General features: G+C 53.6%; 15 protein-coding genes, 2 tRNA genes and 1 rRNA gene. 9 read left to right on the forward strand and 9 right to left on the reverse strand.

The window, feature by feature from the left end:
- Window positions 1-244 precede the first annotated feature (244 nt).
- Together rrf and ACFX4U_RS10580 are read left to right on the forward strand one after the other, a co-directional pair.
- A 5S ribosomal RNA gene (rrf, locus tag ACFX4U_RS10575) occupies window positions 245-360 on the forward strand.
- Between the two features lie 54 nt (window positions 361-414).
- Window positions 415-491 (forward strand) — tRNA-Asp (locus ACFX4U_RS10580).
- Between the two features lie 89 nt (window positions 492-580).
- Here ACFX4U_RS10580 and fabF read toward each other — a convergent pair.
- The 4 genes from fabF to ACFX4U_RS10600 are packed head-to-tail and all read right to left on the reverse strand — an operon-like array spanning window position 581 to window position 5,018.
- Window positions 581-1,855: a beta-ketoacyl-ACP synthase II gene (gene fabF / locus ACFX4U_RS10585; protein ID WP_313510600.1), complete on the reverse strand. Its 1,275-nt coding sequence runs from the start codon at window positions 1,853-1,855 to the stop codon at window positions 581-583.
- 19 nt (window positions 1,856-1,874) lie between these two features.
- Entirely contained in the window at window positions 1,875-3,437 is a 1,563-nt protein-coding gene (locus tag ACFX4U_RS10590; RefSeq protein WP_305737056.1) for a DHA2 family efflux MFS transporter permease subunit, read from the reverse strand.
- A complete protein-coding gene (locus ACFX4U_RS10595) occupies window positions 3,434-4,477 on the reverse strand; it encodes an HlyD family secretion protein (protein ID WP_305737646.1) in 1,044 nt (347 codons plus the stop codon). The genes ACFX4U_RS10590 and ACFX4U_RS10595 overlap by 4 nt, the downstream gene beginning before the upstream one ends.
- Window positions 4,464-5,018 carry a helix-turn-helix domain-containing protein gene (locus ACFX4U_RS10600; protein ID WP_305737055.1) on the reverse strand — a complete coding sequence of 185 codons (555 nt, stop codon included), beginning with the start codon at window positions 5,016-5,018 and terminating at the stop codon, window positions 4,464-4,466. Before ACFX4U_RS10600 ends, ACFX4U_RS10595 begins: the two co-directional genes overlap by 14 nt.
- A gap of 202 nt (window positions 5,019-5,220) precedes the next feature.
- Between ACFX4U_RS10600 and dkgB the strand changes: the two genes are divergently transcribed.
- A complete protein-coding gene (gene dkgB, locus ACFX4U_RS10605) occupies window positions 5,221-6,024 on the forward strand; it encodes a 2,5-didehydrogluconate reductase DkgB (protein WP_305737054.1) in 804 nt (267 codons plus the stop codon).
- Between the two features lie 37 nt (window positions 6,025-6,061).
- Here dkgB and yafC read toward each other — a convergent pair whose 3' ends face one another.
- Window positions 6,062-6,949, reverse strand: coding sequence for a DNA-binding transcriptional regulator YafC (gene yafC, locus ACFX4U_RS10610; protein ID WP_313510589.1), 888 nt, complete (start codon window positions 6,947-6,949; stop codon window positions 6,062-6,064).
- A 230-nt stretch (window positions 6,950-7,179) separates the two neighbouring features.
- Between yafC and ACFX4U_RS10615 the strand changes: the two genes are divergently transcribed.
- On the forward strand, window positions 7,180-7,977 hold the full coding sequence (locus ACFX4U_RS10615; RefSeq protein WP_045513363.1) for an endonuclease/exonuclease/phosphatase family protein: 798 nt from the start codon (window positions 7,180-7,182) through the stop codon (window positions 7,975-7,977).
- 61 nt (window positions 7,978-8,038) lie between these two features.
- Here ACFX4U_RS10615 and mltD read toward each other — a convergent pair whose 3' ends face one another.
- Complete coding sequence (mltD, locus tag ACFX4U_RS10620) at window positions 8,039-9,409, reverse strand: murein transglycosylase D (protein WP_313510591.1); 1,371 nt, start codon at window positions 9,407-9,409, stop codon at window positions 8,039-8,041.
- Window positions 9,410-9,483: 74 nt separating this feature from the next.
- Window positions 9,484-10,239, reverse strand: a complete 756-nt coding sequence (gene gloB, locus ACFX4U_RS10625) for a hydroxyacylglutathione hydrolase (RefSeq protein ID WP_305737051.1) — start codon at window positions 10,237-10,239, stop codon at window positions 9,484-9,486.
- A gap of 33 nt (window positions 10,240-10,272) precedes the next feature.
- On the opposite strand from gloB, the gene ACFX4U_RS10630 reads away from it, so the two are divergent.
- Window positions 10,273-10,980 (forward strand): class I SAM-dependent methyltransferase, encoded by a 708-nt coding sequence (locus tag ACFX4U_RS10630; RefSeq protein ID WP_313510593.1) that lies wholly within the window; start codon window positions 10,273-10,275, stop codon window positions 10,978-10,980.
- On the opposite strand, the gene rnhA is transcribed toward ACFX4U_RS10630, so the two are convergent.
- Window positions 10,977-11,543 carry a ribonuclease HI gene (gene rnhA / locus ACFX4U_RS10635; protein ID WP_305737049.1) on the reverse strand — a complete coding sequence of 189 codons (567 nt, stop codon included), beginning with the start codon at window positions 11,541-11,543 and terminating at the stop codon, window positions 10,977-10,979. The two genes, ACFX4U_RS10630 and rnhA, sit on opposite strands and share 4 nt — an antisense overlap.
- Here rnhA and dnaQ point away from each other — a divergent pair.
- Both dnaQ and ACFX4U_RS10645 read left to right on the forward strand, forming a co-directional pair.
- Window positions 11,497-12,228 (forward strand): DNA polymerase III subunit epsilon, encoded by a 732-nt coding sequence (gene dnaQ, locus ACFX4U_RS10640; protein WP_249880808.1) that lies wholly within the window; start codon window positions 11,497-11,499, stop codon window positions 12,226-12,228. The genes rnhA and dnaQ overlap by 47 nt on opposite strands.
- 135 nt (window positions 12,229-12,363) lie before the next feature.
- Window positions 12,364-12,440, forward strand: a tRNA-Asp gene (locus tag ACFX4U_RS10645).
- Between the two features lie 46 nt (window positions 12,441-12,486).
- Here ACFX4U_RS10645 and ACFX4U_RS10650 read toward each other — a convergent pair.
- Window positions 12,487-13,962 carry an NCS1 family nucleobase:cation symporter-1 gene (locus ACFX4U_RS10650; protein ID WP_313510596.1) on the reverse strand — a complete coding sequence of 492 codons (1,476 nt, stop codon included), beginning with the start codon at window positions 13,960-13,962 and terminating at the stop codon, window positions 12,487-12,489.
- Window positions 13,963-14,108: 146 nt separating this feature from the next.
- Between ACFX4U_RS10650 and ACFX4U_RS10655 the strand changes: the two genes are divergently transcribed.
- Complete coding sequence (locus ACFX4U_RS10655) at window positions 14,109-14,825, forward strand: GntR family transcriptional regulator (protein WP_305737047.1); 717 nt, start codon at window positions 14,109-14,111, stop codon at window positions 14,823-14,825.
- Complete coding sequence (locus tag ACFX4U_RS10660) at window positions 14,825-15,562, forward strand: aspartate/glutamate racemase family protein (protein WP_349350623.1); 738 nt, start codon at window positions 14,825-14,827, stop codon at window positions 15,560-15,562. Before ACFX4U_RS10655 ends, ACFX4U_RS10660 begins: the two co-directional genes overlap by 1 nt.
- Window positions 15,563-15,587: the final 25 nt, after the last annotated feature.

Raw genomic sequence — 15,587 nt, forward strand, 5'->3', positions numbered from 1 at the left:
GCGTTGAGCTAACCGGTACTAATGAACCGTGAGGCTTAACCTTACAACGCCGAAGATGTTTTGGCGTGAGAGAAAGATTTTCAGCCTGATACAGATTAATGTTAAGTCCGAAGGATTTTACGCAGCAGCAAGGCGGCAACTGAGACGAGACGACAGGAGCATACTGGAGTATGTGACTGTTGCGAGCGAAGGCAGCCAACGCAGAAGCGGTGTAAAAGACACAGGACAGAGCACAAAGAATTTGCCTGGCGGCAACAGCGCGGTGGTCCCACCTGACCCCATGCCGAACTCAGAAGTGAAACGCCGTAGCGCCGATGGTAGTGTGGGGTCTCCCCATGCGAGAGTAGGGAACTGCCAGGCATCAAATTAGCAGTGAACCGGGGCAACAAACCGGTGGTTGTAAAGAAATTCGGTGGAGCGGTAGTTCAGTCGGTTAGAATACCTGCCTGTCACGCAGGGGGTCGCGGGTTCGAGTCCCGTCCGTTCCGCCACTCATTTAAGAGCCGCATCTCTAACGAGATGCGGTTTTTTTTCGCCTGTTATTTCGATAAAAAGGGCAATCGCGCCCTTTCATCGTATGTCACTCCCAGCGTTTCAGCAGCAGGCTGGCGTTAACGCCACCAAATCCAAAGCCATTTGATAAGGCATAACGCATCTCCAGCGGCTGCGAAGTCAGCGCAACTAAATGCAATCCTTCAGCTTCGGCGTCAGGGTGATGCAAATTAAGCGTTGGCGGTACAACCTGATCACGTAAAGCCAGGATAGTGAAAATAGCTTCTATACCGCCTGCCGCGCCCAACAAGTGTCCCGTTGCGGATTTTGTTGAGGTAATTGCAACCGGAGTTTCACCAAAAAGCCCCTTAATCGCCGCCAGTTCTCCTTTATCTCCGACCTGTGTTGAGGTGGCATGTGCATTAATATGCTGAATGTCCGCGGTGGTAATATCTGCCTGGCGAATGGCTGCTTCCATGGCGCGACGCGCACCGTTACCATCTTCCGGGCCTGCCGTCAGATGGTACGCATCCGCGCTGGTTCCGTATCCCACCAGTTCTGCCAGCGGTGTAGCACCGCGTGCCTGGGCATGTTCCAGCGATTCGATAACCAGCAATCCGGCACCTTCACCCATCACAAAACCATCACGATCGCGATCAAATGGCCGCGATGCTGTCGTTGGATCGTCGTTAAAACTGCTTGATAGTGCTCGTGCAGCCGCAAAACCGGCAAGACTCACCCGGTGTATTGCTGCCTCACTGCCACCACACAGCGCAATATCCGCTTCACCGCTGCGGATCATGCGTGCGGCGTCACCGATTGCCTGTGCTCCTGCGGCACAGGCGGTTACCGGTGCGCCAATCGGTCCGCGAAAACCATGCGCAATTGAAACATGCCCGGCAGCAAGATTGGCGAGGAAAGAAGGGATGGTAAAAGGGGAGAGTCGACGTGGCCCGCGATCGTCCGTTGTGCGCACAGCATTGGCGATTTCGTTAAACCCACCGATCCCGGTCGCAATTACTGTGGCCGTGCGATCTTTTTCTGCTTGATCCTGTGGAAACCAGTTCGCCTGCGTCAGCGCTTCTTTTGCTGCCACCAGCGCAAACTCAATGAAACGATCCATTTTTTTGCGCTCTTTGGCTGGAATAGCCACCAGAGGATCAAAACCGTATTGCGGATCCTCTTCAATAGAAGGAACCTGTCCTGCCACTTTGCAGGGAATATCGTCGACAACCTCATCTGCAAGCTGGCTAATCCCTGATTTACCTTGTAATAGCGATTGCCATACATGCGCGACACCACAACCCAGCGGGCTGACAATTCCCATACCTGTTACCACGATGCGTTTTGTTGAAACGCTCATCATCACTTCTCCTGAAATATCATGCCGTTTGCGGTTTTTTCATTAAGGGAACCAGCAGCGCAGCGATTAAAAAACCTAACATGATCAGATAGAAAGCATCTGAAAACGCTTGTGTCCGGGCCTCACGCAACGTGATGGCCGAAAGATTCTTTAGCGCAGCACTACCGGCGATATCGGGTGAAATTCCCTGACTAACCAATCTGCTGACGTTGCTCTGAACGAATTCCGTGACGGAAAGAGAGGCGTTATTGAGATGATCCGCGAGGCGGCTGTAGTGCAAATTGGTGCGGTCATTAATCACGGTGCCGCACAGGGCGATGCCAATCGCGCCGCCCAGATTGCGCATCAAATTGAACAGACCTGATGCCAGCTTCAGCCGCGTCGGCGGCAGGCTGCCAAGCGTCAACGTGACCGTCGGGGCAACCGCAAATTGTTGCGCCAGGCCGCGAAATGCTTGCGGTAACAGAAGTTCTTGCGCTCCCCACTCATGGGTGAGCGGAATAAAACTGTACATCGACAACGCAAATCCGAGCAGCCCTGCCATCAGCAGCCAGCGTAAATCGACCCGATTCGCAAGCCACGCATAGAACGGGATCGACAGCACCTGGAAAAGCCCAGTGGAAAACACCGCCAGACCAATTTCCAGAGCGCTAAAGCCGCGCACGGTGCCAAGAAATAAGGGCGTTAAATAGATCGTAGCAAAAATGCCAACCCCCGCCATAAACGAGAAGTAGCAGCCCAGCGCGAACGTTCTGTCCTTAAGCGCACGAAGATCCATCACCGGTTGCGTATGGCGTAACGTGCGAACAACAAAAAAGACGCCGCACAGCAACGCCACCCAGCCAGTGAGCGCTAAGGTGTTGTCATCAAACCAGCCCCAACGTGGGCCTTCTTCGAGGGTATATTCCAGACACCCCAGCGATACCGCGAGCAGCAGGATGCTCAGATAGTCCGCGCCGCGTAATAGCGACGGGTTTGGCGTATCAATTTTTACCAGCAGTGGCACGGCGAGGGTGATGTAAATCCCCGGTACGATGTTGATATAAAACAGCCAGTGCCAGCTGAAATTCTCGGTTATCCAGCCACCGACTGTTGGGCCGAGCGTGGGTGCCAGCGATGCCAGCCCGCCAATCGTTGCAGCAGCGATGACGCGTTGTTTTCCCTGGAAAAAAGCAAAGGCGGTAGTGAAAACCAGTGGGATCATCGAGCCGCCCGCCAGCCCTTGTAACGCGCGAAAAGCGATCATACTTTGGATATTCCACGCCCAGCCGCAGAGCAGACTCATCACCGTAAACCCGGCGGCGGAGGCGGCAAACAGCCAGCGCGTGGACATCACCCGCGCCAGCCAGCCGGAGAGAGGAATAATGATGATTTCGGCGATCAAATAGCTGGTTTGTACCCATACTGTTTCATCATCACCGGCAGAAAGCCCCCCACCGATATCACGTAGCGAGGCCGACACAATCTGGATATCAATCAGGGCGATAAACATGCCTACACACATCGTCGCGAAGGCAAACACTTTCTGACTCACCGGCATTGAAACGCCCGGTTGCAGCGGCACAGCATCGGTGCTGCTCATTGCGCGCTCTTTTCGTCAACGGTAACGATGACAGAAAACCCTGGGCGCAATAGGCCGAGTTTTGCCGCTTCGCCCTCCAGCGCGATACGCACGGGCACGCGCTGGACAATCTTGGTGAAATTTCCGGTGGCATTTTCTGCCGGGAGAAGACTAAATCGTGAACCGGTTGCCGGGGAAACGCTGAGAACATGGCCGTAGAACGTTCGACCCGGCATGACATCCGCCACAATAGTCGCGCGTTGCCCTGGGCGCATATGAGCTAGCTGGCTCTCTTTGAAATTAGCGTCGACCCACAAGCCTTCTGCGGGAACCAGTGAAAGCAGCTGTGTGCCGCCGACAACGAAGGAGCCGGACCAGGCCCGACGATTCCCTGTCACGCCATCGAACGGGGCGCGGATCTCGGTATAACTCAGGTTTAATTTCGCGATTTCAAGATTCGCCTGAGCTTGCTGCAGTGCGGCTTGCGTCTGTTTTTCCCGTGCATCAAGTACAGCCAGCTGGCGCATGGCAACAGCGTTATCCGCCTGCGCTTTGCTCTCCTGCGCACGTGCCTGGCGATAATCCGCAGCCGCATTTTCCCGCACCTGCGCAGAAACGGCACTGGACATCACCAGCGCGCCGTAACGGCGGTTGTCATTGGCTGACTTATCACTCACCGCTTTGGCCGCAGCCAGCGATGCTGTTGCGCCTTCAATGGTCGCCAGTTGCAACTGGCGCGTCGCGGCGATATCAGCCAGCGCCGCCTGCTGCGCGGCGACTTCACCGACGGCTTTCGCCAGTGCAGCCTGGTAATCCCGGTCATCAAGGCGGACTAAAAGGTCGCCTTTTTTGACCAGCATATTGTCCTGAACGGCAATCTGTTGGACATAACCGGACACTTTACTGGAGATGGCGCTGATATCGCCACCCACGTAGGCATCGTCGGTCGACTGTATAAATCGCCCGCTTTGCCACCAGTACGCGCCGTAACCCGCAACGGCTAATAGCGCTGCGGCTAACAGCATCAGAGTGAGTGCCTTTTTCTTTTTACTGAGCGTCATCATCGCGGCTCACAGGGTGAAGTGGGGCGAATTTTTGCGTGTTATCGCCCGCGCGTTTACGTTGCAAATAATCGTGGCGGTACTGGATAACCGGTGCAGCCGCAGGGCCGGGCACCAGGGCATATTTCTCCGGAGTGATGGGTTCGCCAGTCGCTTTATCAATGAGGATGGTCTCAACCGGGCGCTGTGTTTCACGCTCGACTAACTCTATTTGCGCGCCTTCTGGCGAGAAGTGACGGTTTCCCCATTCCACCAGGGCGAGGATCACCGGGCGAAAATCACGCCCGAGAGCCGTGAGGTGATATTCATAGCGTGGCGGTGTTGTGCTGTAGCTCACTTTTTCCAGCAGCCCGTCATCAACCAACTCTTTCAGACGACGTGAGAGAATGTTGGGAGCAACATTGGCGCTTTTCTGGAACTCATCAAAACGTGTGAAACCGGCAAAAGCGTCACGCAGGATGATTATGCTCCAGCTGTCACCTATGCGGCCTAAGCTCCGGGCAATAGGGCAGGGGGCGTTGCAAAGCGGTTCATTTTTCATGGTCTGACCCGGTTACTGAGTAGATTCTGCGCTCACGGTGACATAGTGACTTTCAAAATGCAAGTCACTATCTTTGCGCGCTGAATTCCTCACTTTTGCTTCTCTGGCAAAAAACCTCTGCGTTTTCGCCTCTTTTTCCCCTTACTGAAGCGGGGAATAATCAGCGCAACGAAACATTACGAAATCAGAAAGAGGAATTCTTATGGCTATCCCTGCATTCGGTCTTGGTACCTTCCGTTTAACTGACGAAGCGGTTATCGCTTCTGTGAAAAATGCCCTGGAGCTGGGCTACCGCGTGATTGATACCGCGCAGATCTACGGTAACGAAGCTGCCATTGGCGAAGCGCTGGCTCAGAGCGGCGTTGCGCGTGAAGAGCTGTTTATCACCACCAAAATCTGGACCGAAAACCTGGGCGCAGACAAGCTGATCCCTAGCCTTAAAGAGAGCCTGAAAAAATTAGGCACGGATTATGTTGATCTGACCCTGATCCACTGGCCGTCTCCGGGCGCAGCTGTGGCAGTTGATGTCTCTATGCAAGAGCTGATGAAGGCAAAAGCGCAGGGGCTGACCCGCCAGATTGGTGTGTCTAACTTCACCATTCCACTGATGGAGCAGGCCATTGCCGCTGTGGGCGCAGAAAATATCGCCACTAACCAGATTGAATTGTCGCCGTATCTGCAAAACCGCAAAGTCGTTGACTGGGCGAAACAGCACGGTATCCATATCACCTCTTACATGACGCTGGCCTACGGTAAGGCGCTGAAAGACGAAGTGATTGGGCGTATCGCACAGAAACATAACGCCACACCGGCGCAGGTAATCCTGGCATGGGCTATGAGCGAAGGTTATGCGGTTATCCCGTCTTCGACCAAGCGTGAGAACCTGGCAAGCAACCTGCTGGCACAGTCGCTGAAACTGGATGCGGAAGATAAAGCGGAAATCGCGAAGCTTGATTGCAATGACCGTCTGGTCAGCCCGGAAGGCCTGGCGCCGAAGTGGGATTAATCGAGAATTCAACGGGAGCGTAATGCTCCCGTTGTTGCTATTGCGACAGATGTTCGCTGATAAAATCAATAAAGGCGCGAATACGCGTGCTTACCGCCCGGTCGCTGTAATAGACCGCACTAAAAGGCATCTCTACCGGCAGGCGCTTATCCGCCAGCAAATCCACCAGTTCCCCACTTGCCAGCTCTTTATCAATCATATAGTCCGATAAACTGGCGATACCGTTGCCGCTCAGACACAAATGTTTAAGCGTTTCTCCGCTATTTGAGGAGATATCCGGCGTCGCTTCAAACGGTTGACCATCGGCAGAAGCAATCGGCCAGGTGTTAAGGGAGACCGGTTCGGTAAACCCGAGTAACACATGATTACGCAACTCTTCGACGGTTTCAGGCTTGCCATGGCGAGCGATGTAATCCGGTGAGGCGATAATTTTTCGATAGCTCTTGAACAGCGGACGGGCGCGCAGGCTGGAGTCAGTCAGTTTCCCCACGCGGATAGCCACATCCACCTTACGCTCAATCAAATTGATAAATGTTTCGCTTGAGACCAGAGAAAGGTTGATTTCCGGGTAGCGTTCACGAAACGGTTTAATCAGCGGCATCAGGAAATGCAGTACGACCGGCGTTGCCGCATCAATGCGCAGCGTGCCGCGCGGCGTGGATTTCGTTTCCATCACCTCTGTTTCTGCGGCCGCCATCTCCTGCAATACGCTTTGCACGCGGCGGAAATAGCGTTCGCCTTCTTCGGTTAAACTGAGCTGGCGCGTGGTGCGATTAAGCAAATTTACGCCCAGCTTGTTCTCCAGTTTTTTAACTGCACGGCTGATTGCCGAGTTCGCCTGGCCCAGGCGTTCCGCTGCCCGGCTGAAGCTGCCGCTTTCGACAACAGCGACAAAAATCGCGAGTTCTTCTGAGGTGGTTTTCATTATTGCCTCTGTAGCAACACTGCAACGATATTATTCATCCATAAGCTATTTAACCATGTTGAAGCCTGCGATGCCACGCACGTGCGGCGCTGGCGGCATTAATAAGCGCTCACTAACCATAACCGGTGTTTTTTCTGCCGATTGTGCGTTGAAAGTGTGCGCTAAAATCCCTATAACTGAATGACCGCCCGGGAACCGGGTGTGGAAATCAATGAGGTTTGAAGCCGAAAGTGCCAAAGAATACCTACGCCATGCGATATGTTGCCGGACAGCCAGCGGAGCGAATTTTGCCGCCGGGATCCTTCGCGAGCATCGGCAAAGCGTTGCCTGCGGGTGTGCCTTTAAGCAGCGACGAAAAAATCCGTGTGCTGGTATGGAATATCTTTAAGCAGCAGCGCGCCGAATGGTTATCAGTGCTGCAGAGTTTTGGCAAAGACGCGCATCTCGTGCTGTTACAGGAAGCGCAAACCACACCGGAACTGGTCAGGTTTGCGACCACTAACTATCTTGCTGCCGATCAGGTTCCCGCGTTTGTGCTGCCGCAACATCCCTCTGGCGTCATGACGCTTTCGTCCGCTCATCCTGTCTATTGCTGCCCGCTGCGTGAGCGGGAACCGATTTTGCGGCTGGCGAAATCAGCACTGGTCACGGTGTACCCACTGCCTGATTTACGTAACCTGATGGTGGTGAATGTCCATGCGGTGAATTTCAGCCTGGGCGTGGACGTCTACAGCAAGCAGTTGCTGCCGATCGGCGATCAGATTATGCGCCACGCCGGGCCTGTTATTATGGCGGGGGATTTCAACGCCTGGAGCCGACCGCGCATGAATGCGCTCTATCGCTTTACGCGCGATATGTCGTTGCGACAGGTTCGTTTCACCGATGACAATCGCCGCCGCGCCTTTGGTCGTCCGCTGGATTTTGTTTTCTATCGTGGTTTGAATGTGCAGGAAGCGTCGGTGCTGGTGACGCGCGCATCGGATCACAACCCGTTGCTGGTGGAGTTTACCCCAGGCAAACCGGCTTGAGGGGTGACAAACGGGCAAAAAAAAGCACCGCGGGGAAACGGTGCTTTTTTATTGGTTTGTATCAGGAGTCCGGTGTGGCGCTGTTCTTAACAAACAGTGTCAGCTGATCGCCTGGCTGCAGATTATCGGTATCGTTATTCCAGCGCATGACATCCTGGATATTCACGCCGTGACGTTTCGCAATACTCGATAACGAATCACCTTTGCGTACGCGATAGGTAATGCTATCGCTGTTGCTGGCGAGACGCTGCGCGCTGCTACCTGCGCCTACCGTCAGACTCTGGCCTACTTTCAGGTTCGAACCGCGCAGGTTATTCCACTGCTGGATGTCCTTTGCGCTCACGCCGAGACGCGCCGCGATGGCGGAAAGCGTATCGCCTGAGCGAACCTTGTAACTCCGGCCTGGCAGCGGGGTATCATCCGCAAGCTGGGTCGGCTGTACGGCGGCGATTTCGCCGGATGCCAGCGATTCACGCAGTTGATCGGCGTGTTTCTTCGGCACCATCACGTACTGCGGACCCGCTGAACCTAACGTCGAACCTTTAACGCCTGCGTTAAACGTTTTCAGTTTGTTCACCGAAATCCCGGCCATTTCAGCCAACTGATCGACCTCAACCGGGCTGCTCAGTCTGACTCGCGCCAGCGCACGGCTTTCGTCTGGTGTTGGCAGACTCACGCCATAACGCTTACTGTTTTTGAGAATATCGCTCAAAGCCAGCATTTTAGGCACGTAAATTTTGGTTTCCTGCGGCAGTGAAAGCGACCAGAAATCGGTGGGCTTACCCCGCGATTTATTGGCTTTCATCGCCTTCAACACGCGACCTTCACCACTGTTATAAGCAGCGACTGTCAGTAACCAGTCGCCGTCAAACATGCGGTTAAGACGCTGCATCATGTCAAGCGCGGCCGTGGTAGAGGCCACAATGTCACGACGCGCATCGTAGCTGCGAGTCTGCTTTAAACCATAATTTCGCCCGGTGCTCGGTATGATCTGCCAAATGCCTGCGGCATTGGCGCCAGACGTCGCGTGTGGGTCAAAAGCGCTCTCCACTATGGGTAGTAGTACCAGTTCCATGGGCATGTTACGTTTTTTAACTTGCCCTGCTATCCAGTACATATACGGCTCTGCCCGTAAAGTTACATCGTGGAGATAGCTCTTATTGCTTAAATACTTGAGTTTTTGTTCGCGAATCCGGGTATTTTCCGGAATTCCCATCTTTAGCTCGTCGCTAATGGAGGTCCACAAGTCACTGTTATTCTGGGCGGCGAATGTTCCATCGTCCATCCACCGCGCCTGACTAGTAAACTTCCCTGCTTCCCCTTGACCAGCTGCAGAAAGGCTCTGTGCATGCTGTTGTACCGTACCGTCATGGTTAGACGCCTGGCACCCAGCAAGCAAGACAGAGGCGAATAAGATCGCTTTTGCCTTCATGTGTGTGTCAATAGTAGTTGCTTAAAAGACGAGCGATGATAACGGCGTCGTCTTTAAAAGGCAACCCGGAAATATCAGAAGTTATCTTTCTTTGACCTTAACCATGCGAAACGCTCCTCTGGGTGTTGCAATTTTGCCTCTTGGTTAATTACATCAATCAAATCAGCATCTTCCGTGCGTAAAAATAAATTAATTCGCCGTTCATTTTTCAGAATCACGGGGAGTGTTTTTTGATTTTTCGCACGTAACTCATTAACTTTTCGATAATATTCGTTAAGTGCAGGATCCTGCGGTAAGATGCTGATCGCAAACTTCATATTCCCTAAAGTATATTCGTGTGCGCAGCAAATCACCGTATCATCCGGAAGCGCATTAATCTTACAAAAGGATTGATACATCTGGCTTGCCGTCCCTTCAAACAATCTGCCGCAGCCACCAGAAAATAGCGTGTCACCGCAAAATAGATAAGGGGAACTGAAGAAACAGATATGTCCTAAAGTGTGACCTGGCGTGGCAAAGACGGAAAAATCATGTCCCAAAACGGAGATCACATCCCCCTCTTTAACGATCTGTGTGGTTCCCTTATCTTGCGTTTCCTCTGGACCATAAACCACCACATCAGGGAAATGTTGACGCAACGCTTCCACACCGCCAACGTGGTCGTTGTGATGGTGAGTGAGCAAGATAGCTTCCGGTTGCCACTGGTTTTCTTCTAATGCGCGTAATACCGGTGCGGCTTCGCCCGGATCGACAATCAGGCAGCGGCCGTCATCATTGTTCAGCACCCAGATGTAGTTATCCTGGAACGCCGGAATACTGTTAAGATTCATAAATTACCTCTCAAAGCGTAGCGGAAGGTTGTGATGAAACCGGCAAGGACTCCTAAGACATTGGTCGCCCCTGCAAGCTGGAGCGATGTACCTAAAGGCGCGTATTACCGCGAAGCGCTGGAAGGAGAACTTAAGCCGTGGTTTGCAAAAATGTATGGTTTTCATTTGCTTAAAATCGGCAATCTGAGCGCGGAAATCAATGCCGAAAGCTGCGCTATTTCCCACCAGGTCAATGTTTCCCTCAGCGGCGAACCGGCACAGGTCAGAGCCGATCCGCTGCATTTACCGTTTGCAGAGAAATCGGCGGATGCCTGCCTGCTGGCGCATACGCTTCCATGGTGTACCGATCCGCATCGGTTATTGCAGGAAGTGGATCGCGTGTTAATTGACGACGGCTGGCTGGTGATGAGCGGTTTTAACCCGATTAGCCTGCTTGGGCTTTGCAAAACAGTCCCTTTTGTGCGCCGCTCACCTGCAGTCAAAAGCCGGATGTTCACCCTGATGCGCCAGTTTGACTGGCTATCGTTGCTCAATTTCGAGGTGTTACATTATAGTCGCTTTCGCGTGCTTCCCTGGACGAAACAAGGCGGGAAACTGCTTAGCACGCATTTACCGGCGCTGGGGTGTATGCAACTCATCGTCGCACGCAAACGCACCATTCCGTTGACGCTCAATCCGATGAAGCAGAGTCGCAGCAAGCCCCGCGTTCGCCAGACCGTTGGCGCGACCCGCCAGTCTTAACTTTCCAGCTGATAGCCCACATCTTCCTGCGTTGGGTTCATCGCGGCGGCGCGTGCCAGTTCATCGCAGCGTTCGTTTTCCGGATGACCTGCGTGGCCTTTTACCCATTCCCAGCGGATTTGATGTTGGCTCAGCGCCGCATCGAGCCGCTTCCAGAGATCGACATTCTTGACCGGTTTTTTTTCCGCTGTTTTCCAGCCACGTTTTTTCCAGTTGTGGATCCACTGCGTGATCCCCTGGCGCACATACTGGCTGTCGGTACTGAGCACCACTTCGCAATGCTCCTTTAACGCTTCCAGTGCCACAATAGCCGCCATCAGTTCCATACGGTTATTGGTAGTAAGACGGTAGCCTTCGCTAAACAATCTTTCATGCTGGCGATAGCGTAAAATCGCCCCGTAACCGCCCGGACCTGGGTTGCCAAGACAAGATCCGTCGGTGAAAATTTCTACCTGTTTAAGCATCTCTGGTAGACTTCCTGTGTTTAAAACGACAAGTCTGACATAAATGGCCGCTATGAGCACAGCAATTACACGACAGATCGTCCTCGATACCGAAACCACTGGTATGAACCAGATTGGTGCCCACTATGAAGGGCACAAGATTATTGAAATCGGTGCGGTGGAGGTGATCAACCGCCGCCTGACCGGTAATAACTACCATATTTATCTCAAGCCCGACCGGCTGGTGGATCCGGAAGCGTTTGGCGTTCACGGTATCGCCGACGAATTCCTGCTTGATAAGCCGACGTTCGCCGACATCGCCGATGAGTTTATTGAGTATATTCGCGGTGCGGAACTGGTCATTCACAACGCGTCGTTTGATATCGGCTTTATGGATTACGAGTTCAGCAAGCTGAACCGTGGGATTCCAAAAACCGAAACGTTTTGCAAAATCACCGACAGCCTGGCGCTGGCGCGTAAAATGTTCCCCGGCAAGCGCAACAGCCTTGATGCGCTCTGCTCGCGTTATGAAATAGATAACAGCAAACGTACGCTGCACGGCGCATTACTCGACTCCCAAATCCTTGCTGATGTCTATCTGATGATGACCGGCGGCCAGACATCGATGAAATTTTCGATGGAAGGCGAAGGGCAAACGCAAACAGGCGATGCGGAGATCCAGCGTGTTGTTCGCCAGGCAAGCCGCTTGCGCGTGGTTTTAGCCAGTGATGAGGAGCTAATGGCCCATGAATCACGGCTCGATTTAGTGCAGAAGAAGGGCGGAAGCTGCCTGTGGCGTGGGTAAAATCGTTTTGTTAATACGGGAAAATCACCTCGCGGGTGATTTTTGCAGCAAACAATTCAAAACGATGGAAAAAGCGTTGACGGCACCAGGCGCAATCCGTAATATGCGCCTCGTTCCCTAACAGGAACACAACGCGGAGCGGTAGTTCAGTCGGTTAGAATACCTGCCTGTCACGCAGGGGGTCGCGGGTTCGAGTCCCGTCCGTTCCGCCACTATTCAGAAGGCCTGAATCAGCAATGATTCAGGCCTTCGTCGTTTCTACTCCTTTGCCGCCACGCGTTGTGCGGTAAATGATGTGCTGCTCACACCTTCGCGTTCGTTACGCGCCAGAAAGCGGTAGCAACCTGCACCGAGGAACGCGCCAATAAACCAGCTAAAATTGGCCACTTCATGCAGCGCCGGAATAAAGCTAATAATCAGCCCGACCGCCACCGACGGCACCAGCGCAGCAATTGCTTTCGGGTTAAAGCCATTTTTGTACCAGTAACGCCCGTTTGGTGAGTCGGTAAACAGATCGTCGACAAACACGTTTCCGCGTTTAATCAGATAAAAATCGGTCAGTAAAATACCGAACAACGGGCCAATAAACGCGCCGAGCACATCCAGCGTGTAGTGGATCAACTCCGGAGACTGGAACAAATTCCACGGTGTCAGCAGTACCGAGCCGACCGCCGCGATCATCCCACCGGTACGGAAACTGATTTTCTGCGGCGAACAGTTAGAAAAATCGAAGGCCGGGGAGACGAAGTTCGCCACAATATTGATGCCGATGGTGGCGGTGATCATCGTCAGCAGCCCAATTGCCATCGCCAGACTGTTGCCAACATGGCTTACTGTTTCGATAGGATCGGTGATCATCTTGCCAAACAGCGATTGTGTGCCGGAAACAATCACCACTGTGACAATGGAAAACAGCAGGAAGTTAAACGGCAGTCCCCAGCGGTTGCCGCGGCGGATCTCCTGCATGCTTTTACCGTAGCGGGAAAAATCGCCAAAATTGAGCAGCGGGCCGGAGAAGTATGAAACCACTAACGCCGTCGCGGTGATCATTTGCCAGGTTTGCTCACCTGCCGTCAGTTGTTTGCTGGCTAGGGTAAAAGAGATGCCGTCGAAACCCGTTTGCCAGAGGATCCATCCCGCCAGCGCCATCATCACCACGTATACCGCCGGGCCGGCGATATCGATAAAACGTTTAATCGCGCTCATCCCGTGCCAGAACACCAGCGCTTGCAACACCCACATAATGCCGAAACAGAGCCAGCCCAAATGCGACAGGCCCAGAAAGTGACCATTGGTCAGGGGCGTAAGGGCAGGCCAAAATTTCAGGATCACCAGCATCAACGCGTTGGCAGCCAGATAGGTCTGAATGCCGTACCACGCAAACGCAATCAGCCCGCGGATCACCGCCGGGATATTCGCGCCGAATACGCCAAATGCCTGACGGCAGATCACGGCATACGGCACACCGGCCATTTGGCTCGGTTTCGCCACCAGGTTTGCGCACAGCTGCACAATACAGATCCCCAACAGCAGGCAAAGTAGCACCTGCCAGCTGGCAAGCCCTAAAGCGAAGAAGCTGGCGGCAACAACATAGCCGCCCATGCTATGCACATCGGACATCCAGAAAGAGAAAATATTGTACCAGCTCCAGGTCTGATGGCGGGTCGGCGCCAAATCTTCATTGGTCAGGCGTGGGCTGTAGCGAGCATCGTAATTTGGTTCAAGGTTTGGCATGGATTCTGCTCCTCTGAATACAGATAGTGACATGTTGTCTGCTATCCCTCGTTGCATTAACCAGGCCAGGTTTTAATTTTTTGTATACAAAATAAATTAACGGTGTATACAAAAATAGATGAATTGAGTAACAAAGGAACGGCGTTATGAACCAGCAAATAGGGCTGCGAACCCCTGCAGATCTGGAAGATAAAGAGCATCTCATTTGGCAATCTTTAATGACCGCCATCGTTGAACATCAATTGCCGCCGGGGAGTAAATTGCCGGAAGAAGCGCTGGCGGAGGTTTTTGGCGTCAGCCGTACCGGCATCCGCAAGGTATTAACCCGCCTTGCGACGGTGCAAATGATCACCATGACGCCCAGACGTGGTGCATTTGTCGCCAATCCCGGCGTTGAAGAGTCAAAAGCAATCTTCACTACCCGGAAAATGATCGAATGCGCCAATCTGCCGCTGGTGCTGGAACATCTGCAGCCGCCGCACCTTGCGGGGCTGGAAAACATCATCGCGCAGGAAGAAGAGGCGCATCAAAATCATGATGGCGCGGCGGCTATTCGCCATTCTGCGGCGTTTCATATCCAGTTGCAGGCCATTTCCGGTAATGCGGTGGTGACCGACATTATTACCACGTTGGCGCAGCGTTCGTCGCTGGTGATAGCCGCCTGGGGTGCGCCCTGGCAGCGCGGCTGCCGCTGTGACGATCATGACCAACTGATTACGCTGCTGCGTAAAAAGGATCTATCAGGGCTTAGTGAGGCGATGGCTCACCACTTTGATCATATTCTTTCCAGTCTGCGCTTTGAGCGCAGCGGCGAGACATTACCGGATTTTGCCCGCCTGTTTGGTGCGCCAGGAGAACACTGATGAGCCAGTTTTGTATACAAGTTATCAATCCTAATACCAGCCCTGAAATGACCGACACCATCGCCAGAGCGGCGCGCAGTGTGGCGTCGCCCGGCACCACCATTCTCGCCAGTTGCCCCTCGCAGGGAGTTGAATCCATCGAAGGGCATTTTGATGAAGCCATTGCGGCGATTGGCGTGCTGGAGCAAATCAAACAGGGCAAAAACCAGGGTGCACAAGGGCACGTGATTGCCTGTTTTGGTGACCCCGGATTACTGGCGGCGCGCGAGCTGGCGAGCGGGCCGGTGATCGGTATTGCCGAAGCGGCTATGCACGTGGCAACGCTGGTGGCGACGCGGTTTTCAATTGTAACCACGCTGCCGCGTACGGTGATTATCGCCCGTCATTTACTGCGCCAGTATGGCTTCGAACACCACTGCGCCGCGCTGCATGCCATCGATTTACCAGTGCTGGCGCTGGAAGATGGCACGGGTCTTGCTCAGCAAAAGGTACGCGAGCGTTGTATACAAGCCAAACGGGAAGATCACAGCGGTGCCATTGTGCTGGGCTGCGGCGGTATGGCGAACCTTGCCAGCGAGTTGACGCAAGAGCTGGGCATGCCGGTGATCGACGGCGTTACGGCCGCGGTGAAGATGGTGGAATCTCTTCTCGCGCTGGGGCTTGGCACCAGCAAATACGGCGATCTCGCGTATCCCAATAAAAAGCCGCTTTCAGGATGTTTCGAACAGCTTTGCTGAAAGCGGCCCCGTAAAGAGGTCGAAT

This window comes from Kosakonia sp. YIM B13588 (genome assembly GCF_042788165.1).
Taxonomy (GTDB): domain Bacteria; phylum Pseudomonadota; class Gammaproteobacteria; order Enterobacterales; family Enterobacteriaceae; genus Kosakonia; species Kosakonia sacchari.